This window comes from Arthrobacter sp. GmRoot5-12 (assembly GCF_059739365.1).
In genome coordinates, this window is the sequence record NZ_AP046056.1 from 1,059,614 (window position 1) to 1,080,749 (window position 21,136).

18 protein-coding genes and 2 riboswitches are annotated in these 21,136 nt (G+C 66.4%); of the genes, 5 read left to right on the top strand and 13 right to left on the bottom strand.

The window, feature by feature from the left end; translation table 11 throughout:
* Window positions 1-114: 114 nt before the first annotated feature.
* Together AC6JAM_RS04750 and AC6JAM_RS04755 are read left to right on the top strand one after the other, a co-directional pair.
* The gene (locus AC6JAM_RS04750) at window positions 115-885 is read left to right on the top strand and encodes a uracil-DNA glycosylase (protein WP_018769530.1); all 771 of its coding nucleotides are present in this window, start codon (window positions 115-117) and stop codon (window positions 883-885) included.
* Window positions 886-899: 14 nt separating this feature from the next.
* Entirely contained in the window at window positions 900-1,739 is an 840-nt protein-coding gene (locus AC6JAM_RS04755; RefSeq protein ID WP_018769529.1) for a siderophore-interacting protein, read from the top strand.
* On the opposite strand, the gene AC6JAM_RS04760 is transcribed toward AC6JAM_RS04755, so the two are convergent.
* The 3 genes from AC6JAM_RS04760 to AC6JAM_RS04770 all read right to left on the bottom strand — a co-directional run bounded on the left by AC6JAM_RS04760 (window position 1,736) and on the right by AC6JAM_RS04770 (window position 5,840).
* A complete protein-coding gene (locus AC6JAM_RS04760) occupies window positions 1,736-3,223 on the bottom strand; it encodes a threonine/serine exporter family protein (RefSeq protein ID WP_018769528.1) in 1,488 nt (495 codons plus the stop codon). The two genes, AC6JAM_RS04755 and AC6JAM_RS04760, sit on opposite strands and share 4 nt — an antisense overlap.
* A gap of 34 nt (window positions 3,224-3,257) precedes the next feature.
* Window positions 3,258-4,574: a peptidoglycan bridge formation glycyltransferase FemA/FemB family protein gene (locus tag AC6JAM_RS04765; RefSeq protein WP_134165655.1), complete on the bottom strand. Its 1,317-nt coding sequence runs from the start codon at window positions 4,572-4,574 to the stop codon at window positions 3,258-3,260.
* Window positions 4,575-4,706: 132 nt separating this feature from the next.
* Window positions 4,707-5,840, bottom strand: a complete 1,134-nt coding sequence (locus AC6JAM_RS04770; protein ID WP_497934169.1) for a lipid II:glycine glycyltransferase FemX — start codon at window positions 5,838-5,840, stop codon at window positions 4,707-4,709.
* A 121-nt stretch (window positions 5,841-5,961) separates the two neighbouring features.
* On the opposite strand from AC6JAM_RS04770, the gene AC6JAM_RS04775 reads away from it, so the two are divergent.
* Window positions 5,962-6,507 (top strand): tryptophan-rich sensory protein, encoded by a 546-nt coding sequence (locus AC6JAM_RS04775; RefSeq protein ID WP_495635680.1) that lies wholly within the window; start codon window positions 5,962-5,964, stop codon window positions 6,505-6,507.
* Between the two features lie 46 nt (window positions 6,508-6,553).
* Here the strand turns inward: AC6JAM_RS04775 and AC6JAM_RS04780 are convergent, their stop codons facing one another.
* From AC6JAM_RS04780 to AC6JAM_RS04795, 4 genes are all read right to left on the bottom strand, one after another.
* Complete coding sequence (locus AC6JAM_RS04780) at window positions 6,554-7,993, bottom strand: L-serine ammonia-lyase (protein WP_497934170.1); 1,440 nt, start codon at window positions 7,991-7,993, stop codon at window positions 6,554-6,556.
* Between the two features lie 143 nt (window positions 7,994-8,136).
* Window positions 8,137-9,285 carry a glycine cleavage system aminomethyltransferase GcvT gene (gcvT, locus tag AC6JAM_RS04785; RefSeq protein ID WP_497934171.1) on the bottom strand — a complete coding sequence of 383 codons (1,149 nt, stop codon included), beginning with the start codon at window positions 9,283-9,285 and terminating at the stop codon, window positions 8,137-8,139.
* Window positions 9,286-9,296: 11 nt separating this feature from the next.
* Window positions 9,297-12,155 (bottom strand): aminomethyl-transferring glycine dehydrogenase, encoded by a 2,859-nt coding sequence (gene gcvP, locus AC6JAM_RS04790; protein WP_497934173.1) that lies wholly within the window; start codon window positions 12,153-12,155, stop codon window positions 9,297-9,299.
* Between the two features lie 53 nt (window positions 12,156-12,208).
* Window positions 12,209-12,316: riboswitch (glycine riboswitch) on the bottom strand.
* A 26-nt stretch (window positions 12,317-12,342) separates the two neighbouring features.
* Window positions 12,343-12,440, bottom strand: a riboswitch (glycine riboswitch).
* A gap of 93 nt (window positions 12,441-12,533) precedes the next feature.
* Complete coding sequence (locus tag AC6JAM_RS04795) at window positions 12,534-13,070, bottom strand: TetR/AcrR family transcriptional regulator (protein WP_142068613.1); 537 nt, start codon at window positions 13,068-13,070, stop codon at window positions 12,534-12,536.
* Between the two features lie 85 nt (window positions 13,071-13,155).
* Here AC6JAM_RS04795 and AC6JAM_RS04800 point away from each other — a divergent pair, with 85 nt between their 5' ends.
* Entirely contained in the window at window positions 13,156-14,715 is a 1,560-nt protein-coding gene (locus tag AC6JAM_RS04800) for an MFS transporter (RefSeq protein ID WP_497934174.1), read from the top strand.
* 81 nt (window positions 14,716-14,796) lie between these two features.
* On the opposite strand, the gene AC6JAM_RS04805 is transcribed toward AC6JAM_RS04800, so the two are convergent.
* On the bottom strand, window positions 14,797-15,276 hold the full coding sequence (locus AC6JAM_RS04805) for a Dps family protein (RefSeq protein WP_018772030.1): 480 nt from the start codon (window positions 15,274-15,276) through the stop codon (window positions 14,797-14,799).
* A gap of 221 nt (window positions 15,277-15,497) precedes the next feature.
* Here AC6JAM_RS04805 and AC6JAM_RS04810 point away from each other — a divergent pair, with 221 nt between their 5' ends.
* Window positions 15,498-17,054, top strand: a complete 1,557-nt coding sequence (locus AC6JAM_RS04810) for an APC family permease (RefSeq protein ID WP_018772031.1) — start codon at window positions 15,498-15,500, stop codon at window positions 17,052-17,054.
* Between the two features lie 79 nt (window positions 17,055-17,133).
* On the opposite strand, the gene AC6JAM_RS04815 is transcribed toward AC6JAM_RS04810, so the two are convergent.
* From AC6JAM_RS04815 to araA, 5 genes are all read right to left on the bottom strand, one after another.
* Entirely contained in the window at window positions 17,134-17,679 is a 546-nt protein-coding gene (locus AC6JAM_RS04815) for an AMIN-like domain-containing (lipo)protein (protein WP_018772032.1), read from the bottom strand.
* 159 nt (window positions 17,680-17,838) lie between these two features.
* On the bottom strand, window positions 17,839-18,141 hold the full coding sequence (locus AC6JAM_RS04820) for a DUF4193 domain-containing protein (RefSeq protein ID WP_026266196.1): 303 nt from the start codon (window positions 18,139-18,141) through the stop codon (window positions 17,839-17,841).
* A gap of 92 nt (window positions 18,142-18,233) precedes the next feature.
* Entirely contained in the window at window positions 18,234-18,437 is a 204-nt protein-coding gene (locus AC6JAM_RS04825; protein WP_018772034.1) for a hypothetical protein, read from the bottom strand.
* Between the two features lie 107 nt (window positions 18,438-18,544).
* Window positions 18,545-19,558 carry a LacI family DNA-binding transcriptional regulator gene (locus AC6JAM_RS04830; RefSeq protein ID WP_018772035.1) on the bottom strand — a complete coding sequence of 338 codons (1,014 nt, stop codon included), beginning with the start codon at window positions 19,556-19,558 and terminating at the stop codon, window positions 18,545-18,547.
* A gap of 48 nt (window positions 19,559-19,606) precedes the next feature.
* The gene (gene araA, locus AC6JAM_RS04835; RefSeq protein WP_497934175.1) at window positions 19,607-21,127 is read right to left on the bottom strand and encodes an L-arabinose isomerase; all 1,521 of its coding nucleotides are present in this window, start codon (window positions 21,125-21,127) and stop codon (window positions 19,607-19,609) included.
* Window positions 21,128-21,136: the final 9 nt, after the last annotated feature.

Below are 21,136 nucleotides of genomic sequence, written 5' to 3' on the forward strand. Positions count from 1 at the left end.
AATGTCTTACCCTCATGCTACCGGTCGAATAACACCGGTGTCATTCGCGCCCCGCGCCTGCACCGGCCCGGTGCCGCGGGCGGGCGTCCCCCGACGGCCTGCAAGAATGGAACGATGTTTGAATCGGATGCGCTGTTCGAGCTGCAGCAGGACCCGGCGGACGGCACCCGCTTCGCTGACCTGGCTGACCTGCCCCTGGCGGAGCTCATGGCGCCGGACTGGGCCGCGGCCCTGCAGGGAGTGGAGGGCAAGCTCCGGTCGGTCCTGGCCTTCCTGGCTGCCGAAGAGGCGGCCGGGCACCAACTCCTGCCGCCGCCGTCGAACGTCCTGCGCGCCTTCCGCCAGCCGCTCGCCGACGTCAAGGTCCTCATCGTGGGCCAGGACCCCTACCCCACCCCGGGGCACGCAGTCGGGCTGTCGTTTTCCGTCGATGCCCGCACGCGCCCCCTCCCCCGCAGCCTGGTGAACATCTACCGCGAACTCGAATCGGACCTCGGCATTCCGCCGCGCGTCCATGGCGACCTGTCGGCATGGACGGAGCAGGGCGTGCTGCTCCTGAACCGGGTACTCACGGTCAGGGCAGGATCTGCTGGGTCCCACCGGGGCAAAGGCTGGGAGGACATTACGACGGCGGCCGTCACCGCCCTGGCATGCCGCCGGGCCGCGGATGGGTCCAGGATGCCTTTGGTGGCGGTGTTGTGGGGCAAGGGGGCGGAGGGCCTCCAGCCGCTGCTGGCAGGCGCCCCCGCCGTCATCAGCCCGCACCCCAGCCCGCTGTCCGCCTCTCGCGGGTTCTTTGGCTCCAGGCCATTCAGCCGGGTGAACCAACTGTTGCGCGAACAGGGTGCAACGGCCGTAACCTGGGAACTCCCGCCGTCGCCCTAGCTTAGGCTTGCCTTATGAGCACCGTCCCCGCCGCCACCAGCGCCACGAAGAAGAGCCGCCCCCAGGTCACCCTGACCGTGCTGCGCAAGGAACAGCTGTCCCCGCACATGGTCCGGATCGTGGCCGGCGGGGAGGGCTTCAGCGACTTCGCCAACAACGGCTTCGTGGACCGGTACGTGAAGATCGTTTTCCCGCAGCCCGGGGTTGACTACCCCTCCCCGCTGGACCTGTGGGCCGTCCGGGAAACCATGCCGCGCGAGCAGTGGCCGTTCACCCGCACCTATACGCTGCGCTGGGTAGATCCGGAGGCGAGCGAACTCGCCATCGACTTCGTGGTCCACGGCGACGAGGGCCTGGCGGGTCCATGGGCGGCAGGGGCACAGCCGGGCGAGACACTGACCTTCACCGGACCCGGCGGCGCCTACAACCCCAACCCCGAGGCCGACTGGTACCTGTTCGCCGGTGATGAGGCAGCGCTTCCTGCCATCGCCGCATGCATCGAGGCCCTGCCCGCGGAGGCAACCGGGCTTGCCTTCCTGGAGGTAGGTTCCGAGGCCGACATCCAGTCCGTTTCCGCCCCTGCCGGGCTGGAGATTACCTGGCTGGCCCGCAACGGCACACCGGCAGGTGCCAGCGACCTGCTGGTCAGGGCGGTGGCGGAGGCCGAATGGCCCACCGGCACCGTGGATGTGTTTGCACATGGCGAACGCGGCTATATGAAGGCCCTCCGCGAAATCTTCTTCAAGCAGCGCGGCCTGGACCGCCGGCAGGTGTCCCTCTCCGGTTACTGGGCGCAGGGCCGCGTGGAGGACGTGTTCCAGGCCGAGAAAAAGCTCCCGGTCGGCCAGATCTAGCGGCGGCGCGCCCGGCGCCGCTCGTTGCTTGCCAGGCTGCGGGTCAGGGGCCGGGCCAGCACGTCGCCCAGGACGATCCCGCCGGCCGTTCCCAGCACGATGGCACCGGCGCTGAGCATTCCTCCGGCGCCGGCCAGGATCTCGGACTCCTCAACGGTGAGGACGTACATGGACCGGAATATCGTGAGGCCGGGCAGCAGGATCAGGGCTGCGGGAACTGCCACCACCAGCTGCGGCGCACCCATCCGCAGCGCCACCACCCGTGCCAGCAGGCCAATGACGACGGCGGCCATGGCAGGGGCGAAACGGTCCCCGATGCCCAGCAGGCCGCAGCCCAGCAGCACCAGGTAGCCCGCCACGCCTACGGCTGCGGTTGGCAGCAGGAGCTTCCAGGTGGTCTGTTCCGTAATGCCGATGGCCATCACGGCGGCGGCTACGAAGATGATGAGGACCCACAGATCGTAGGCGGGCGGGAAGGTCTGGGTAACGTCGATGCGCTGCAGCCCGGTCAGCTCCCCCACCACGAAGGCAACAGCGATCCCTGCCACGATGGCGCCGAACGTCAGCAGCGTGGACAGGAACCGTCCGGCCGCCGTCACCGGGAAGCCGTTGATGGCATCCTGCACGGAGGACACCAGGCGCCCGGTGGGAAGGAGCAGCAGGATGCCGCCCACCACCACGATGGACGGCGATGCGGTGAGCCCGAACTGCCAGAGCAGCAGCGCCAGCATGGTGACCACGAAAGAGCAGCTGGCGGTGATGAAGAAGTCCGGTACGCGCCAGCGTCCCAGCTGCCGGGCCAGCAGGCTGATGCCGATATTGGCCACGAACGCAACTGCCGAGGACACCGGACCGCCGCCCAGCACGCCAACGAACACGGCGGCGAAGATGCCGAAGGCGGCCGTGACCATCCAGCGCGGATAGGGTTTCGGGCTGGTGATGGCCTCGTTCAGCCGGCGGATCGCCTCATCCCGGCCCACGCCGCCGGCCACGATGTCCGTGACCAGTTGGTGCACCTTGGCCAGGCCCGCATAGTTGTTGGTCCAGGAGCGCACCACGCGCAGCAGGGCGATCGGCGTCTGGTCCTTGGGTGCGTAGTTGATACCCACGGACTGGTTGGTGATGTCCACCTCGATGTTTTTCAGCCCCAGGGCCGCGGTGACGGCAATGATGCTGGTTTCCACTTCCAGGGCGCCGGCGCCATACCGGAACATGGTCTCGGCCAGGTGCAGGGCGAAATCCAGGGTCTTCCGGGCGGAGGTGTCCACGCCACCCACCTGGATGGTGGGGTTGGCGTAGGGACTCCCCGCCAGCCGGTCCACGATGCTCAACGGGGCGGTTGGTGGATTCTCGCCCTGCACCAGGCGGCGCAGCATCCTCTTGGCGGCAGCGTCCTGCCGAAGCTGCGCAGGGGTCAGCGGTTCAGTCTTGGGCAGGCCGTCAGTCTTTGGCCTGTGCCCTGGCCGTTCGTGCCGTTCGGTCATGCCCGCTTCCTCCCTGTACGCGGTTTATGGACGGTCAGGCTGCACGCTTCAGCGGCAACTTGCCCAGCAGCGTGCGGGCGGCGGCCGCAGCGGACCTGGCGAGCCTGTTGGCATGGAAGACGGCGGGCCGCACCGGCACGACGAAGTCTCCCACCAACTGGACCACTTCGCCGCCAAAGCCCTTCTTGAATTCGTAGCCGCCGTGGCCTTCCTCGTCCTGGCCCGAGATGCCGAAGGTGCCGTAGAAGTTGTACCGCGGGTATCCCTTCTCGAGGGCATGCAGCATCATTCCCCAGTACAGGGAGGTTGCGCCGTTGAAGTAGATGTAGTCCTGGACGGTGCCGCCGATGACGCACACCACCTCATCGCCGTAGCAAACGAAGTGGATGGCTGCCACGGTGGCCGTCCCCACGGAGTCGGGGAACCTTTCGATGTCCTTCAGGCTCCGCTCGTAGCTGTCCACCAGGTCCTGTACCACTTTGAGCCGGTTGGCCTTCTTTTTGCTGCCGGTCTCCTCCACCTCACGGCGGAGATCTGCTGCGGTGGCTGACTCCGTTGCCAGGCGCTCAGTGATGGATTTCCGGTAGGCCGGGATGTCGATCTTCGCCATCATCAGCTTGGTGAATTCCGGGGTGGTAGTCCGGAGCAGGTGTTCGTAGTAGGCGCGTTCGCGGTAGACGAATCCTTTTTCGTCACCGGCCCGGCTCAGGGCCCCGTAGAAGTCGTCCAGGGTGTCCAGGGTGGCCTGTTCCAGGAAGACGCCGTTCTTTTCCGCTTTGCGGATGGCTTTGCGCGTCCGGTAGCTGGTGCTCATGATCAGTTCTTCGGCGTCCTGGATGCCCACCAGGTTCTTGATGAACATCCAGTTGACGTTGACGAAGTTCATGTCCAGGCCCTGGTGCTCGAACCCCAGCCGTTCCAGGTCGGCCACCAGGGGCCGGTTGTCCTCGACGTCGGGGTGCTCGGCGCCGTCGGCGTCCCGGGCGATGTACCTGACGTTCGGCGAGATCCGCAGTTCAGCGGCTTTGCGGCCTGCCGCGTGCTTGCGGAGAAGCTCGACGACGGCGCCCACCAGGTTCCGGTCCGTGTAGTCCATAAGGGGGCCCTTGGCGCATTCACAGACGGTGTAGCCGAGGCGGTTTGTGGTGTAGTTGAGCTTTCCTGCCGCCACGAGTTCCCCGTTGCGCCGGACCCCGAAGAGTTCCACCTGCTGGCCGCGTGCTCGCTGGAAACGGGCAAAATCAATGGACTGTAGGAAGCTGTTCTGCGGGTGCTTCAGGGCGAAGGCCTCAAAGTCGGCGTCGCTGAGGTTGGCGTATTCAAGCCCGGTAGCGGCGGAAACTGGATTCAAGGGGTGACCTTCTTCTGGACTCTTCGCGGCCTGGTGGGCGCGCGATGGGCGGGCGGTGTTCGGGGCGGCCGGCACGCGGGCGTGCTGGCCCGGCGGGGGTCGCGGGAGCTTTGCGGGTCTGGCGGCTGCAGGTCAGTAGAACTGCTGGCCGGTCCGTGCGGTTTCAATCCGGCGGAAGATCTTTTCGCCGCCTTTGACCCAAAGCCGGTGCCGCAGCGGGGACAGGACGTAGTCGTGGCAGCCCACGAAGTCGGTCACTGTCTTGGTGAAGCTGGTCTTGAACATGCCCATTCCGTAAAGGTTGTGGGTCTTGTCCTTGATGCGCGCAGCTGGAGGCGTGCCGCAGAAGTCGTACTCGGTGCAGCCGAGTTCCTGCATCCGGCGGATGGCCGCCCACTGGACCAGGTGCGAGTCACCGTACTGTTTGCGGTTCTGGGTGGAACCGCCGTCCTTGTAGGTTGCCTTGGCACCGTAGTTGATGACGAATGCGCCCACGCTGGGCTTTCCGTCCTCGTAGGTGAAGAAGAAGTTGCCCTGGCCGCGGTTGCTGAACTCATCCCAGAACTGTGCGTAGTAATCGTAGCTGCGCAGGGGCATGGATCCCTTGGCGCTGACGGTGTTGACCATCAGGTCGTACAGGGCGCGGTAGGTTTCAGGTCCGGGTTCCTGCCGGACCACCTGGCAGCCTTCGCGTTCGGCACGCCGGATGGCATTGCGGGCGCGCGAGGAGATGGCTTTGAATACTGTCTCTTCGGAGCCGGAGATATCCAGCAGGGCGGTGGAGTCGTTGGACTGGATATTGGGCGCTTTCACCAGGTTGGCCGCGCGCAGTTCCTTCTGCACCTCGTCGGAGTCGATAATGTCCGGTTCCACTTTGATGGTGAAGACATTCAGCTTCCTGCCGCGGACAAACGCGGCAACGGATTCAAGGACGGGGCCGAGGTCCGCTGCATCGGCCAGGTCGGGGCCCTTGATCAGGTACCACAACCGTCCCAGGACGGGGAAGCTCTTCTCCAGCACCAGGTTGTAGCTGGAGTTTCCGGGGCTTTCCAGCACCAGGAACCGGACTTTCCAGCCGCTTCCGTTCTTGACCGATGCATAGGCGGCGGACTGCAGCATATTGCCGCCGTTCGGATTGGCCGTGACGTGCTTGTCCCAGTTTTCAATTTCCTCGGCGGTGGCAAAACGTGCGGTGAATTGTCGCAAGGGGGCCTTGTCCAATCGGGTCTGTGCGCGGTTTCGGTAGTTCTGGGTGCGTGCGGACATGCAGCCTCAAGTCTAAAGCCTGATGTGCTTCCGGCTTTTCGCCGACCGGCGGTGCACGGGCGGCATCCGGGTTCAGGATGCCCGCTTGACGCCGCTGTTGGCGGTCAACAAGGGTGTAGGCATGAGGCCGGATGGGGAAGAGACTACAGCCCGCACGGGGAGCGACGGACAGCCATACAGCGCCGGGGTGCAGGTGGCCGCGCTTATCGGATTCCTGGTGGCGTCACTGTTGGTGGCGGCGCTGGGCGGCCTGGCCTCGGCGGCCAATGTCTCCGGCTGGTACGCCACCGCAGACAAGGCGCCCTGGTCCCCGCCCAACGGCGTGTTTGGTCCCGTCTGGACCGTCCTCTATGCGGCAATGGCTGTCGCAGCGTGGCTGGTCTGGCGCCGGCGGACCAGCAGGACACGCCCGGCAATGGCCGCCTACGCCGTCCAGCTGGTCCTCAATCTTGCCTGGACCCCCGCGTTTTTCGCCCTTTACCCCGCCCTTGGCACGCCGGCCCTGTGGCTGGGGCTGGCCATCATCCTTGCCCTGATCGCCGCCGTCGCAGTAACCGTTGCGTATTTTGGTCCCATTAGCCGCACGGCCGGGCTGCTCCTGCTGCCCTACGTGTCATGGCTGGTGTTTGCGGCCAGCCTGAACTGGTGGGCCGCGGCGCATAACTAAGCGATGGTCTCCGCGTGGCCTGTGGCGTCGCGTTGCCAGGTGGGGATCAGCATTCGACGACGCTGACGGCGAGGCCGCCCATGGCGGTTTCTTTGTATTTGGAGGACATGTCCTTGCCGGTTTCGCGCATGGTGATGATGACTTCGTCCAGGGACACGCGGTGGGTGCCGTCGCCCCAGAGCGCCATTTTCGCGGCGTTGATCGCTTTCGCGGCCGCGATCGCGTTCCGTTCGATGCAGGGGACCTGGACCAGCCCGCCGATCGGGTCACAGGTCAGGCCCAGGTTGTGTTCCATCGCGATTTCCGCGGCGTTCTCCACCTGCGCCGGGGTCCCGCCCATGACCTCGGCCAGGCCCGCGGCCGCCATCGAGGACGCCGACCCCACCTCGCCCTGGCAGCCGACCTCGGCCCCGGAGATCGAGGCCTGTTCCTTGTACAGCACCCCCACCGCGCCCGCGGCCAGCAGGAACCGCACCACCACAGCGTCCCGGTCCTCCTGGGTGGCCTTGTCCATGCCCGGGGCGAAATGCAGGGCGTAGAACAGCACCGCGGGGATGATCCCGGCCGCCCCGTTCGTCGGGGCGGTGACCACCCGCCCGCCGGAGGCGTTCTCCTCATTCACCGCCAACGCCACCAAATTAACCCACTCCTGCCAATACCTGGCATCGAACGGGCCCGCGTCCCACGCCGCATCCGTCTCCTCGACCGGGCCGCCCGCGGATTCCTTCTTCAACCGGTCGTACCAGTCAGGGGCGCGGCGGCGGACCTTCAACCCGCCCGGCAGCACCCCCGCCCGCCTCAACGAGGCGGCCACGCAGCCCTCCATCACCGACCAGATCTGCAGCAGCCCCGCCCGGATCTGCTCCTCGTCCCGGGAGACTTTTTCGTTCACGAGCATCACATCGGCGATGCCCAACCCGGTCGCCGCGCAGTGCCCCAGCAGCTCCGCCGCGGTCCGGAACGGCAGCGGCAGTTCCTGTTTGGACGCGTCCAGTTCCTGCTGCGCCGCGTCCTCCTCGCCCTCCCGGACGATGAACCCGCCACCCACCGAGAAAAACGTCGCCGCATGCAGCACCTCCCCGGCCGCATCAGTGACCGTGAACGTCATCCCGTTCGTGTGCCGCGGCAACACCGTCAACGGCCGCAGCACCATGTCCTTCACCCCGTACGGCAAGGCCACAGCACCGGCCAGGTTCAGCACCCCGGTCTCCGCGATCGAGGCCAGCCGCTCCTCCACCTCGGCGGGCAGGATCAACTCCGGATGGAACCCCTCCAACCCCAACAAAACGGCGGTCATCGTCCCATGCCCATGACCCGTCGCCGCCAACGACCCATACAAATCAACCCGCAACCCCGCCACATCACCCAGGACACCCAGGCCCTTGAGCTCCTCAGCGAACACCGCAGCAGCCCGCATCGGCCCCACAGTATGCGAAGACGAAGGCCCAATCCCGATCGAAAACAGGTCAAAGACACCAACAGCCATAACGGGGTATTTCCTAACTAAATCTGGTTCGGTTGCCGCTCAACCCACTTCCTGTACGTCCTGTCAGCCTCGACACACCGGTCCATGCGCACCAGGGGCCGGCAGAGCCGGACCCGAAGCCCGGCCACGGTGCGGTACAGGGCTTACTTTTGGCGTTTGTAGAACGGGAGGTCGACGACTTCGAATGGCTCCGCCTTGCCACGGAGGTCCACGTCGAGGGCGGTGCCGGGTGCCGAGTATTCGACGTCGACGTAGGCCATGGCGATGGGGTAGCCAAGGGTGGGCGACGGCTGGCCGGAGGTGACTTCGCCAACCGTGGCGCCGTCCTTGAGGACGGGGTAGTGCGCGCGTCCGGCGCGGCGGCCCTGGCCTTTGAGCCCCACGAGGCGGCGGCCGGAGGTGCTGCCGGCTCCGGCTTCCTTTTTGGCGGCCAGGGCGGCTTTGCCGACGAAGTCGCCTTCCTTGGAGAGCGCGACGACGGGGCCGAGGCCGGCGGCGAACGGGTCGCCCTGCAGCGACAGTTCGTTGCCGTACAGGGGCATTCCCGCTTCGAGGCGCAGGGAGTCACGGGAGGCGAGGCCTGCCGGGGTCAGTTCCCTGTCGTCGGCGACGGCGATCAGTGACTGCCACAGCGCGGGGGCATCGTCGTTGCCCACGAAGATTTCGAACCCGTCCTCACCCGTGTACCCGGTGCGCGCAAGCAGGAGTTCCTTTCCGGCGCCGCCTACCAGGAGCGGCACGCTGACGGCGGCGTAGTACTTCAGCTCGGTGACCAGTGCGTGCTGCGCGGCCGGGACCAGGCGCAGCAGGAGTTCCTGGGCCTTGGGGCCCTGGACGGCGATCAGCGACGTGCGGGCTGAGGCATCCTCCACTACAACATCGAACCCGGCGGCCCGTTCCTGCAGGGCAGCGGCTACCACGGCGGCATTGCCCGCGTTGGGCACCACCAGGAAGACGTCGGTACCATCCTGCGCGGCAGGGCGTCGGTACGTGATGAGGTCGTCGACGATGCCGCCGTCCTCATTGCAGATCAGCGAGTACTTTGCCTTGCCCACGGCCATGGCGGAGATCTTTCCCACCAGGGCGTAGTCCAGGAACGCGGCGGCGCCGGGGCCGGTCACCCAGACCTCGCCCATGTGGGAGAGGTCGAACAGGCCGGCGGCCCTGCGCACGGCATGGTGTTCAGCAAGCTCCGAGCTGTACTTCAGCGGCATCTGCCACCCGCCGAAGTCCGTGAAGGAAGCTCCAAGCTTCTTGTGCTCGTCGAAAAGAGCGGTGTATTTCTCGGTCATGGCGCCGGTCCTTAGTTTTCGAAGTCTTCCAGCGGCGGGCAGGAGCAGATCAGGTTCCGGTCCCCGGCGGCGCCGTCGATGCGTCCCACGGGCGGGAAGTACTTGTCCTGCTTGTGGTGGGCAGGGAACGCCGCCTGCTCCCGCGGGTAGGCGCGGTCCCAGTCAGAGCTGACGACGGCGGCCGCCGTGTGGGGTGCGCGGCGCAGGGGTGAATCCGCTACAGCAAAGTCGCCGTTGGCCACCTGGTCGATTTCCTTGCGGATGCTGATCATGGCCTCGATGAAGCGGTCGATCTCGGCCAGGTCCTCGGACTCGGTGGGCTCCACCATCAGCGTGCCCGCGACAGGGAACGAAAGGGTGGGGGCGTGGAAACCGAAGTCGATCAGCCGCTTGGCCACGTCCTCGGCCGTGACTCCCGTCTTCGCCGTGAGTTCGCGCAGGTCCAGGATGCACTCGTGCGCCACCAGCCCGCCTTCACCGGTGTACAGGACCGGGAAGTATTCGTTCAGGCGGGACGCGACGTAGTTGGCCGCCAGCAGCGCGGACTTGGTGGCCTCGGTCAGGCCCTCACCGCCCATCAGCTTCACGTACGCCCACGAAATCGGCAGCACACCGGCCGAACCGAACCGGGACGCCGAGATCGCCACACCGTGCCCGGCTTCGTGCGCCGCCTTGTTCGCGTCGCCCGGCATGAACGGTGCCAGGTGCGCCTTGGCGGCAACGGGCCCGACGCCGGGTCCCCCGCCGCCGTGCGGGATGCAGAAGGTCTTGTGCAGGTTCAGGTGGGACACGTCCCCGCCGAACTGGCCCGGCTGGGCCAGCCCTACCAGGGCGTTGAGGTTGGCGCCGTCGATGTAGACCTGGCCGCCCGCGGCGTGCACAGCGTCACAGACTTCGCGGACATCCCCATCGTAGACACCGTGGGTGGAGGGGTAGGTGATCATGATGGCCGAGAGGACGTCCTTGTTGGCCTCGATCTTGGCCGTCAGGTCGTCGTGGTCGATGGTGCCGTCGGCAGCCGTGGCCACGACGACCACCTTCATGCCCGCGAGCACGGCGGAGGCGGCGTTGGTGCCGTGCGCCGAGGCCGGGATCAGGCACACGTTGCGCTGCTGCTCGCCCCGGGAATGGTGGTAGCCGCGGATCGCGAGCAACCCGGCGAGCTCGCCCTGCGAGCCCGCGTTGGGCTGGATGGACACCTGGTCATACCCGGTGATCGTGGTCAGGTCCGCTTCCAGGCCGGCGATGAGTTCGCGCCAGCCTTCGGTCTGGGAGTCCGGGGCGAACGGGTGGATCGAGGCGAACTCCGGCCAGGAAATGGCTTCCATCTCGGCCGTGGCGTTCAGCTTCATCGTGCATGAACCCAGCGGGATCATGGTGCGGTCCAGCGCCAGGTCGCGGTCCGAGAGCTTGCGGATGTAACGCAGCAGCTGGGTTTCAGACCGGTGCGTGTTGAAGACCGGGTGCTGCAGGTAGTCGGAGGAACGCTCGACGGCGGCCTCCAGCCCAAAGCCCTGGCCCTCGCCCTGGACCTCGGCAACCGTGGCGCCAAAGACGTCGGCAACCTGGGCGACGATGGCCGCCGTCGTGGTTTCATCGAGGGCGATGCCTACGGTGTCGGCGTCGACGCTGCGCAGGTTGATGCCCCGCGCCTCGGCGTCGGCGATGATGCCAGCAGCCCGTCCGGGGACCCGGACCGTAAGGGTGTCGAAGAAGCTCGTGTGCAGCACCTCGACGCCGGCGGCCGCAAGCGAGGCCGCCAGGCTACGGGCGTGGCGGTGCGCCGTTTGGGCAATCGCCTTCAGTCCGTCGGGGCCGTGGTAAACGGCGTACATGGACGCAACGATGGCCAGCAGCGCCTGGGCGGTGCAGATGTTGGACGTGGCCTTCTCGCGGCGGATGTGCTGCTCGCGGGTCTGCAGGGCCAACCGGTAGGCAGGCGTGCCGGCGTCGTCCTTTGACACCCCAACCAGGCGGCCAGGCAAGGAACGCTCCAGGCCTTTGCGGACAGCCATGTAGGCGGCATGGGGGCCGCCGAAGAACAGCGGCACGCCAAAACGCTGGGCTGAGCCGACGGCAATGTCCGCGCCCTGCTCGCCCGGAGGTGTGATCAGTGTCAGGGCCAGCAGGTCCGCAGCGACCGTGACCAGCGCGCCCCGGTCCTTCGCTGCAGAGATCACCGCGGACTGGTCCCACACGCGGCCGGAAGCGCCGGGCTGCTGCAGCACGATCCCGTTGATGTCGCCCTCGGGCAGGCCCTTGGACAGGTCGGCGACCTCCACCTCGAAGCCGAGCGCCTCCGCACGCCCCAGCACGATGGCGATGGTCTGCGGCAGCACGTCGATGTCCAGGACGGTCTTGCCGTCTGCCGCGGGCTTGGTCTTGTTGGCGCGGCGCATCAGCAGCACGGCCTCGGCCACGGCCGTTGCTTCATCCAGCAGCGAAGCGTTGGCGATGGGCAGGCCCACAAGGTCCTGCACCATGGTCTGGAAGTTCAGCAGCGCCTCAAGCCGGCCCTGGGAAATCTCCGGCTGGTAGGGCGTGTAGGCGGTGTACCAGGCCGGGGATTCCAGGATGTTGCGGCGGATCACCGGTGGAGTCACGGTGTCGTAGTAGCCCTGGCCGATCAGCTGCACCGCCGTCTTGTTCTTGGCGGCAAGCTTCCGCAGTTCCGTGAGGACTTCAACCTCACTGAGGGCGTCCTGCAGGCGAAGGGCGGTGTCCTGGCGGATGACCTTGGGAACCGCGGTGTCCACAAGGGAATCGACCGAGTCGTAGCCTACGGCTTTGAGCATGGTGTCGACGTCGGCCTGGCGGCGCGCGCCGATATGGCGGTCTACGAAAGTGGTGGAGGCTGGGGTAACCGACACGAAGGAACTCCATTTACTCAGGCGGCGAAGGGTACGCCACAGCTATTCGGGTTCCTCCCCGCTCTGTATTGGACCTGAGAGTTTCCGCGTTCCCTGCCTGGGCAGGACCCGCTTGCACCGTCGGTGAGCACAACAGTCCCTACCTCTCCAAAAGAGAATAAGACTGCCTGCTGCTTTCCAGAGGTGCCTCGCCGCGGCGGTACGGGGGCCTGCGAGATTCCTGGGGAGGATTTGCTCCTACGGCGCCTGCCTGTACTTCCGGCAGAACTCTCCCGCCGCAGATCAAAGGCTATTCATTTGTTGGATCATGAAGGCCGGTGACAGCCCTCACAACTTTCTATTGTCCTACGCGGCAACCCCTCCCGGCAAATGACGGAGCTACCTGCGGAGCCGTTCCAGCGCGGCCAGGAGTTCCTCCACGTCAGCGGCCGCTCCCCCAGCCGGCGCAGGGGCCACGGACAGCATGGCGTTGAAGTACAGGCCGTCCCCCATATAGAGGACTGCCTTGGCCAGCCCAGGTCCCACATCCGCAGCAATTTCGTCCAGCCAGCGCTGCTGGATGGCCGCGAAGCGGCGCCGCGTCTCCTCGTGGGCCACCTCTGCAAGCCGGGTGGCGGCCACGATGGCACGGTCCAAAGGGGTATCCGCCCAGACCGAGGAACGGATGAAGTAGGCCGCGGCGCCTTCAGCTGCCGACGCCATGGCATCGGCATCCTCGCTCGCCAGGCCCTCCAGGCGGTCAAGCAACACGGCAATCAGGGCTTCCTTGTTGGGAAAGTGGTAGAGGAGGCCGCCTTTGGATACGCCGGCCTTGCGAGCCACGGCATCGAGGGTGGCCGCCCGCTCACCCACTTCAATCAGCAGGGACTCGAAGGCGTCAAGGACCGCGTCACGGGCAACAGGCTTTCGGGGCATGCCCTCCATCATGCCCTCCCCCGTGCAGGAATGAGGAAAACCATCGCATTTTTAAACTATACCGTCCGGACGGTATAGTTATCTCATGACCACTTCCATCGAGAGTTCGGCAACCGGGCAGGCAAGCAGCACTTCCGTGCGTCCTCCGTGGCGCGACTGGCTGGCGCTGGGGCTCCTGATGTTTCCCGTGCTGCTGGTGGCGGTGGACAACACCGCACTGACGTTCGCGCTGCCGGCCATCGCCCGGGCCCTGGAACCCACGGGCGTGCAGCTGCTGTGGATCGTTGACGCCTACCCCCTGGTGCTGGCCGGGCTGCTGGTATCAATGGGAAGCCTCGGCGACCGGATTGGGCGGCGGAGGCTGCTCATCCTTGGCAGCATCGGCTTTGCCGCGCTGTCCGTTGCGACGGCTTTTGCGCCCGCGCCGGAATGGCTCATCGCCGGCCGCGCCGCCCTGGGATTCTTCGGCGCCATGCTGATGCCGTCCACCTTGTCGCTGATCCGCAACATTTTCCCCGAGCCCAATCGCCGCAGGCTGGCCGTCGCCATCTGGGCCGCCGGATTCTCCGGCGGCGCGGCCCTGGGTCCGATCTTCGGCGGCTGGCTGGTGGAGCACTTCTGGTGGGGTGCCGTCTTCCTGGTGGCGGTCCCCCTCATGCTCCCCCTGCTGGCGTTTGGACCGGCCCTCATCCCGGAATCGAAGGATCCGGCACCCGGCAAGGTGGACATCCCCAGCATCCTGCTCTCCATGCTGGTCATGGTGCCCGTTGTCTACGGGATCAAGGCAGTTGCCACCGAAGGTCCAGGGGCGGCAGGTCTGGGCGCCATCGCCTTCGGCCTGGCCATGGGGGCGGTGTTCGTGCAGCGGCAGCAGCGGCTGGCGCACCCCCTGCTGGACATGTCCCTGTTCCGGAACAGGGTGTTCAGCATGGCCATCAGCGCCAACATCCTTGCCTTGTTCTCCTTCAACGGCTTCATCCTGTTCCTCGCCCAGCACCTCCAACTCCTCGAGGGAATGACGCCGTCCGCAGCCGGCGTTGCCATGATCCCGGCACTGGCCGCCACGGTGGTGGCCGGCCTGGTGGTGGTGCCGCTGGTCCGCAAGATCCGCCCGGGATACGTGGTGGCTGCGGGGTTGGCGTTCAGTGCCACCGGCTACACCATGGTGGCATTCGGGAATCACGACGGCGGCCCCTCGCTGCTGCTGGCAGCCCTGCTGGTCCTTGCACTGGGCGTGGGTACGGCCGAAACCATCTCCAACGACCTCATCCTCGGGTCCGCGCCGCCGGAGAAGTCAGGCGCTGCCGCGGCAATCTCCGAGACCGGCTACGAGGTGGGGTCGCTGCTGGGCACGGCGGTACTGGGCTCCATCCTGACGGCGTCCTACCAGCAGAACCTGCGGCTGCCCGCAGGCCTTGACGGCATGCTGCCCGGCTCCTCCCTGCACAGCGCGAGGGAAACACTTGCCGGCGCAGTGGAAGCAGCAAACCTGCTGCCCGCTTCCCTATCGGACACCGTCCGGGACGCTGCGGCGTCAGCGTTTGATTCCGGCGTGCACATCACTGCGGCAATTGGGCTGGTACTGATGGCGACGGCGGCAGTCCTCGCCGCCGTCGTGCTGCGGAAGGTGCCGAAAGCGGCCTGACCAAGCGAAACAAAAAGGGCGCCTGGTACCGGATCAATTCCGATACCAGGCGCCCAAAGGGTCCAGGCGGGTGACTGCCGGCTACTTGGAGTCGGCGGCTGTGACCTTGGCGGTCGGCTTCATGTTTTCAGCCTGCACCATCCAGGCAAACTGCTCCAGCCGGGCAATGAACTCGTGCAGGAGGTCCGCGGAGGTGGGATCCTCCTCGTCCACCTCGTCATGGACTTTGCGCATGGTGCCCACGGCGGCTTCCATGGCGGCAACGATCCGCTCGATGGCATCCGTAGTGCTGATCAGCCCCTCAGGGAACTGGGCCAGGCTGGTGGTTTCGGCAACGGTGGAGCTGCGGCCGTCCGGGAGTGCATGCAGGGCGCGCATTCGTTCGGCTGTGTCGTCGGCGAACTGGCGGGCAGCGTCGACGATCTCATCAAGCTGCAGGTGCAGGTCGCGGAAGTTGGTGCCCACGATGTTCCAGTGCGCCTGCTTGCCCTGGACGTGCAGTTCGATCAGGTCGGCCAGGACAGCCTGCAGATTGTTGGTCAGTGTCGGTGAAGCTTTCATGCGTCCTCCTCAAGTGGTCCAATACGGCCGACGCTACCAGCCGAGCACCTAGCGGCGGCAGGGCTTTCGGCAATTTCTCAGTGAGCTTACTAATTTGGAAAGGAAGTCATAAACGAATGTGATTCATATTGCGTCTTGCATCACAGGTCCGGCACCCCCATACTAAATGAACGCCATTCATATAGTGACCTCCGTCTCACAGCCTTCCAGAAAGTGGTGCCATGACAGAGACAATCCGCACCAGTACGGCCAAACCCGGTCCGCACGCCCACGCCCCGTCCGCGGACGGCGTCAGCGCCAAAGGCCTCAAGGGCGGGCAGCTCGGGCTCCTCGCCGTCGTCGTCCTGGGCATTTCAACGATCGCCCCCGCCTACACCCTCACCAGCGCACTCGGACCCACCGTCAATGAAGCCGGACTCCAGTTGCCAGTCATCTTCCTGATCGGGTTCATCCCCATGATCCTGGTCTCGCTCGCCTACCGGGAGCTCAACGCCGACTCCCCGGACAGCGGCACAACCTTCACCTGGGTGACCAAAGCCTTCGGCCCCTGGGTCGGCTGGATGGGCGGCTGGGGCCTGCTGGCCGCCAACATCATCGTGCTGTCCAACCTGGCCGGCGTCGCCGTCGACTTCTTCTACCTCTTCCTGTCCCAGCTCACCGGCTCACCGGAACTGGCAGACCTGGCCGGCAACAAAGCGTTGAACGTCCTGACCTGCTTCGTGTTCGTGGCGCTGGCTGTTTGGGTCAGCTACCGCGGGCTGCACACCACCAAGGTGGTGCAGTACGGCCTGGTGGGCTTCCAGCTTCTGGTCCTGGGCCTGTTCGTCGCCATGGCCTTCGCCAACTGGTCCACGTCCGAAACGGCCATCCCGTTCAGCTGGGACTGGTTCGACGTCACGAAGATCGAGACGTTCGGCCAGATTGCCGCCGGCATCTCGCTGTCGATCTTCGTGTACTGGGGCTGGGATGTGTGCCTCACGGTCAACGAGGAAACAGCGAACGGCCAGAAGACGGCCGGACTGGCCGGCACCCTGACCGCCGTCATCGTCCTGGCCATCTACCTCCTGGTCAGCATCGCCACCATGATGTTCGCCGGCGTCGGGGACACCGGCAACGGCCTGAACAACGCCGACAACCAAGAGAACATCTTCACGGCCCTGGCCTCCCCCATCATGGGCCCCTTCGCCATCCTGATGTCCCTCGCCGTGCTGTCCAGTTCCGCGGCCTCCCTCCAGTCCACGTTCATGTCGCCGTCCCGAAGCCTGCTGGCAATGGCGCACTACGGCGCCCTGCCTGAACCGTTCAGCCGGATCAGCAGGAAGTTCGCGACGCCGGGCTACGCCACCATCGCCGCCGGCATCCTGTCCGCCGGGTTCTACGCGGTGATGCACGTGGTCAGCGAAAACGTCCTGAATGACACCATCCTGGCCCTGGGTCTGATGATCTGCTTCTACTACGGCCTCACCGCGCTGGCCTGCACCTGGTACTTCCGCCACAGCCTGTTCAACAGCACCCGCCACTTCCTGCTGCGGCTGGTATGCCCGGTGGTGGGCGGCGTGGGCCTGTTCGTGGTGTTCGTCCAGACCGCCGTGGACAGCCTGGCGCCGGAGTTCGGCAGTGGTTCCGAGGTCTTCGGCGTGGGCCTGGTGTTCATCCTGGGCATCGGCATCCTGGCCCTGGGCGCCGTCGTCATGCTGGTCATGTCCCGCACGCACCCCGGCTTCTTCCGCGGCGAAACCCTCAAGCGGGACACCCCCGCGCTGGTAGTGCCGGAATAGATCGCTGAAGGCCGCCACAACGCTGCCTAAACGAAAAAGGTGCCGTGCCCCCATCAGGGGCACGGCACCTTTTTCGTTTTCACCAGTAGTGCGCCACGTCGATCACCAGGCGCGAGCCCGGACCGGGACCGGCCAGGGTGAAGACCCGGAACGGCAGGCGGGCCCGGACGCCCAGACCGAGACTTGTGTACCCCTCGAAGCTTCCGGCCGAAACCACCTGGCGGAACGTCTGGTAGCCGGCCACGTTGCTGAGTTCAGCCTTGTCCGCCGGGTTGTAGGTGGGGTTGCCGTTCTGGTCGTAGGACGGCGCCTTGATGCTGATATGCAGGCGCGCGCCGCCCCGTACCGGGATGAAGGCCCCGGAGCCTTCCTGCTCAATCCGCGGCACATACTGCACCGTGTAGGACACGGCGGGCCCGTTGAGGTCCACCACCAGCCGGTCGAAGCAGTAGTGCTGCCCGGTCCGGACATTGGTGACCGATGCGGTCCCCGTATCCTGCCCGGTCTTCGCAAGGGAGCCCCATGTGAGGCCGCAGTAGGGCGCCGCCGAGGCGGGCGCCTGGACCACGATTCCCAGCCCGGAAGCCAACAGGATTGCCGCGAGCCAGGTGAGGAACTTCTTCATAGCAGTGCCATCCACGACTAAAGACCATTGGATGCTTCCAGCGTAGGAGTGTCCGGACCGGGAAACGAGGGGGCATTTTGATAACGACGGCGTCCGGGGACAAAGCAGCGCCGGCCACCTCGGGGAGGTGGCCGGCGCCGGCAAAAATCAGGAAGACACTCAGCCTTCGCAGTCGCGGCAGTACTTCAGGCCGTCCTTTTCACGGGCAACCTGGGAGCGGTGCCGGACCAGGAAGCACGACGAGCAGGTGAACTCATCGGACTGCTCGGGAACCACAATGACGGTCAGTTCCTCATTGGACAGATCGGCGCCGGGCAGGTCGATGCCTTCAGCGGTGTCGTTCTCGTCGACATCGATAACCGCGGTCTGCGCGTTGCCGCCCCGTGACGCCTGGAGGGCCTCGAGAGAGTCGGCCGGCGACTCTTCTTCCTGCTTGCGTGGAGCATCGTAATCGGTAGCCATAGCGTGTTCACTTTCGTTGCTGCGCAGCGCCATTTCAGGCACCTCAGTGCAGCAGTTTAGGGCATTATCGCGCTACCGGCGCAATAGTGTGGCTAAGCAGACATTCTGCCGCTTCCGCCCGCTGTTCCTGCATGCCCGGACCGGGCCTGGTCGGCACCGAGGGACACTCCGCTCAAGGCCGGAAGCCAGCCCCACCGGGTGGCGTCGGCCATGGCGCCGGCGGCACTGGACTCAGATTCGTAGGTGAAGGTGTCCAGCAGCCAGTCGCGGAGCCGGATGAGCAAGGTAGCCGTCATGCACTGAAAACTACGCAGCGATTGTTGTGGCCAAGTTTCGCGCCGGTCTCCCCCGGATTAAATCAGCTGCCGGCAGGATCTCCGGCCGGATTCGGCAGGCGGGTTCTTCAGGCGGGCGGTGCCGTGCTGCTGCGCAGGACGAGTTCCGGCTCCACGACAAGTGTCCGGGGTCCTTCCGCGCCGCTGAACGCCGTCAACATCATCTGCATGCACCGCCGGCCCAGTTCCTCGAAGTCCTGCCGGACCACCGTCAGCGGCGGACTGAAATAGCCGGCCTCGGGCTGGTCGTCGAAGCCCACCACGGACACGTCCTGCGGCACTTTGATGCCGGCCTCGGTCAGGGCGCGCAGGACTCCCAGGGCCATCTGGTCGTTGCCCACGAAAAGGGCGGTGGCCCGGCGGGTGGCCGCGATCCGCCGGCCGATGGCGTAGCCGCTGCCGGCGCTCCAGTCACCTTCGATGATCAGGTCCGCCTCGAGTCCTGCGGAGGCAAGGGTGGACCGCCAGCCGTCGGCACGCGCCACGGCATCGATCCAGTCCTGCGGGCCCGCGACGTGCCCGATCCTGACGTGCCCCTGCCCAATGAGGTGCCGCACGGCGAGTTCGGCCCCGCGGCGCTGGTCCACCCTGACGCCGCCAACAGTGTCATTCCCCTCGGGTCCAACGGCCACCACCGGGACCCCGATGGGAAGTTCCGCCAGGGCGGCCAGCGTCTCAAGGTGCGGAACGATCACCACGATGCCGTCCACCGACTGGTCCAGGAAGTGCCTGACGGCGTCCAGGATCGCGTCCCGGCTGACCTCCCGCAACGCGGCGACGCTGACGAAATATCCGGCGTCCCTCGCAGCGCGTTCCACGCCCAGCAATGTATTGGCAGGACCGTACTGGGAGAGCTCGCTGCCCAGGACCCCTATGGTCTGCGAGCGCCGGGTGACCAGGCTCCGGGCTGCGGTGTTGCGGCGGTAGCCGAGCCGGGCTATCACCGCTTCCACTTTTTCCCGCGTCCCCGGGCTCACGTTGGGGTGGTTGTTGACCACCCGTGACACGGTCTGGTGTGAGACCCCGGCCAGCTCCGCCACGTCCTCAAGCCTCGGCAGCCGGCGTGGTTTGCCGTGCGTCACGGGTTTGTTGTCCGTGGCGGGCGCCGGGAGCTCAGCCGTGCCATTGGATCAGATCCCGCCTGCCAGCTTGTAGTAGGCGGCGTTCCAGTTCAGGTCCTTCTTGAACTGCCGGATGGTGGTGTCGTCGTCAATGGTCAGCAGTTCGGTTTTGGCGATCTCGGCGAAGTCCTCGAACACGTCCATGCCCACCTGGGTGGAGAGCACGGTGTGGTGGGCTGCGCCGGCCGTGAGCCAGGCTGCTGCGGAGGTTGCGAAGTCCGGCTTGGGCTCCCACAGGGCGCGGGCCACGGGCAGGTTTGGCAGCGGCTGGTCCAGGGGAACGACGTCGACGGCGTTGGCTACCAGGCGGAAACGGTCCCGCATGTCGGACAGGGCGACGACGACGCCCGGGGAGGCATCGGCGTCGAACACCAGGCGGACCGGGTCCTCCTTGCCGCCGATGCCCAGCGGGTGGATTTCCAGGCGCGGCTTCGACGCCGTGAGGGAGGGGCAAACTTCCAGCATGTGGGCGCCCAGGATCTTCTCGGACCCGGGCTCCAGGTGGTACGTGTAGTCCTCCATCAGGGAGGCACCGCCGGGCAGGCCGGCACCCATCACCTTCGCGGCGCGCACCAGGATGGCGGTCTTCCAGTCGCCTTCGGCGCCAAAGCCGAAGCCGGCGGCCATGAGCCGCTGGACCGCAAGGCCGGGAAGCTGCCGCAGGGCGCCCAGGTCCTCGAAGGAGGTGGTGAACGCGGCGGAGCCGTTGCCCTCCAGGAAGCTGCGCAGGCCCAGCTCGATCCGGGCGCCGTACCGCAGCGATTCATGCCTGGCCGCGCCTGCGCGGAGCTCCGGCACCACGTCGTAAAGGTCCGCATATTCCGCCACCAGCGCGTCGACGTCGGCCTCCGCCGCGCCGTGCACGGCGTCCGCGAGCTCGTTGACGGACCAGGTGTTCACGGCGACGCCGAAGCGCAGCTCCGCCTCGGTCTTGTCGCCTTCGGTGACGGCGACGTTGCGCATGTTGTCCCCGAAGCGTGTCAGCTTAAGGGTGCGGACGGCGGCCCAGCCGGCGGCGGCGCGCTGCCAGGAGCCCACCTGGCGTGCCACCTCGGGGTTGGAGACATGCCCGACGACGGTCTTCCGGGCGATGCCCAGGCGGGACTGGATGTACCCGAACTCGCGGTCGCCGTGCGCGGCCTGGTTCAGGTTCATGAAGTCGAAGTCGATGTCCGCCCACGGCAGGTCCCGGTTGGCCTGGGTGTGCAGGTGCAGCAGGGGCTTACGCAGCAGGTCCAGGCCCTGGATCCACATCTTGGCCGGGCTGAACGTGTGCATCCAGGCGGTCACACCGATCACCGAATCATCGGCGTTCGCCTCCAGGGCGGTGCGCCGGATGGCATCCGAATCGGTGAGGACCGGCTTCCAGACGATCTTGACCGGGACGGCGGAATTGGCGTTGAGCTGGTTGGCGATCTCCTGCGACTGGGCGGCCACCTGCTTGAGGACCTCCTCCCCGTACAGGTGCTGGCTGCCGGTGAGGAACCAGACCTCGTAGCCGTCGAGGGAGGTGCTTGCTGCGGTGCTCATGGATTCTCC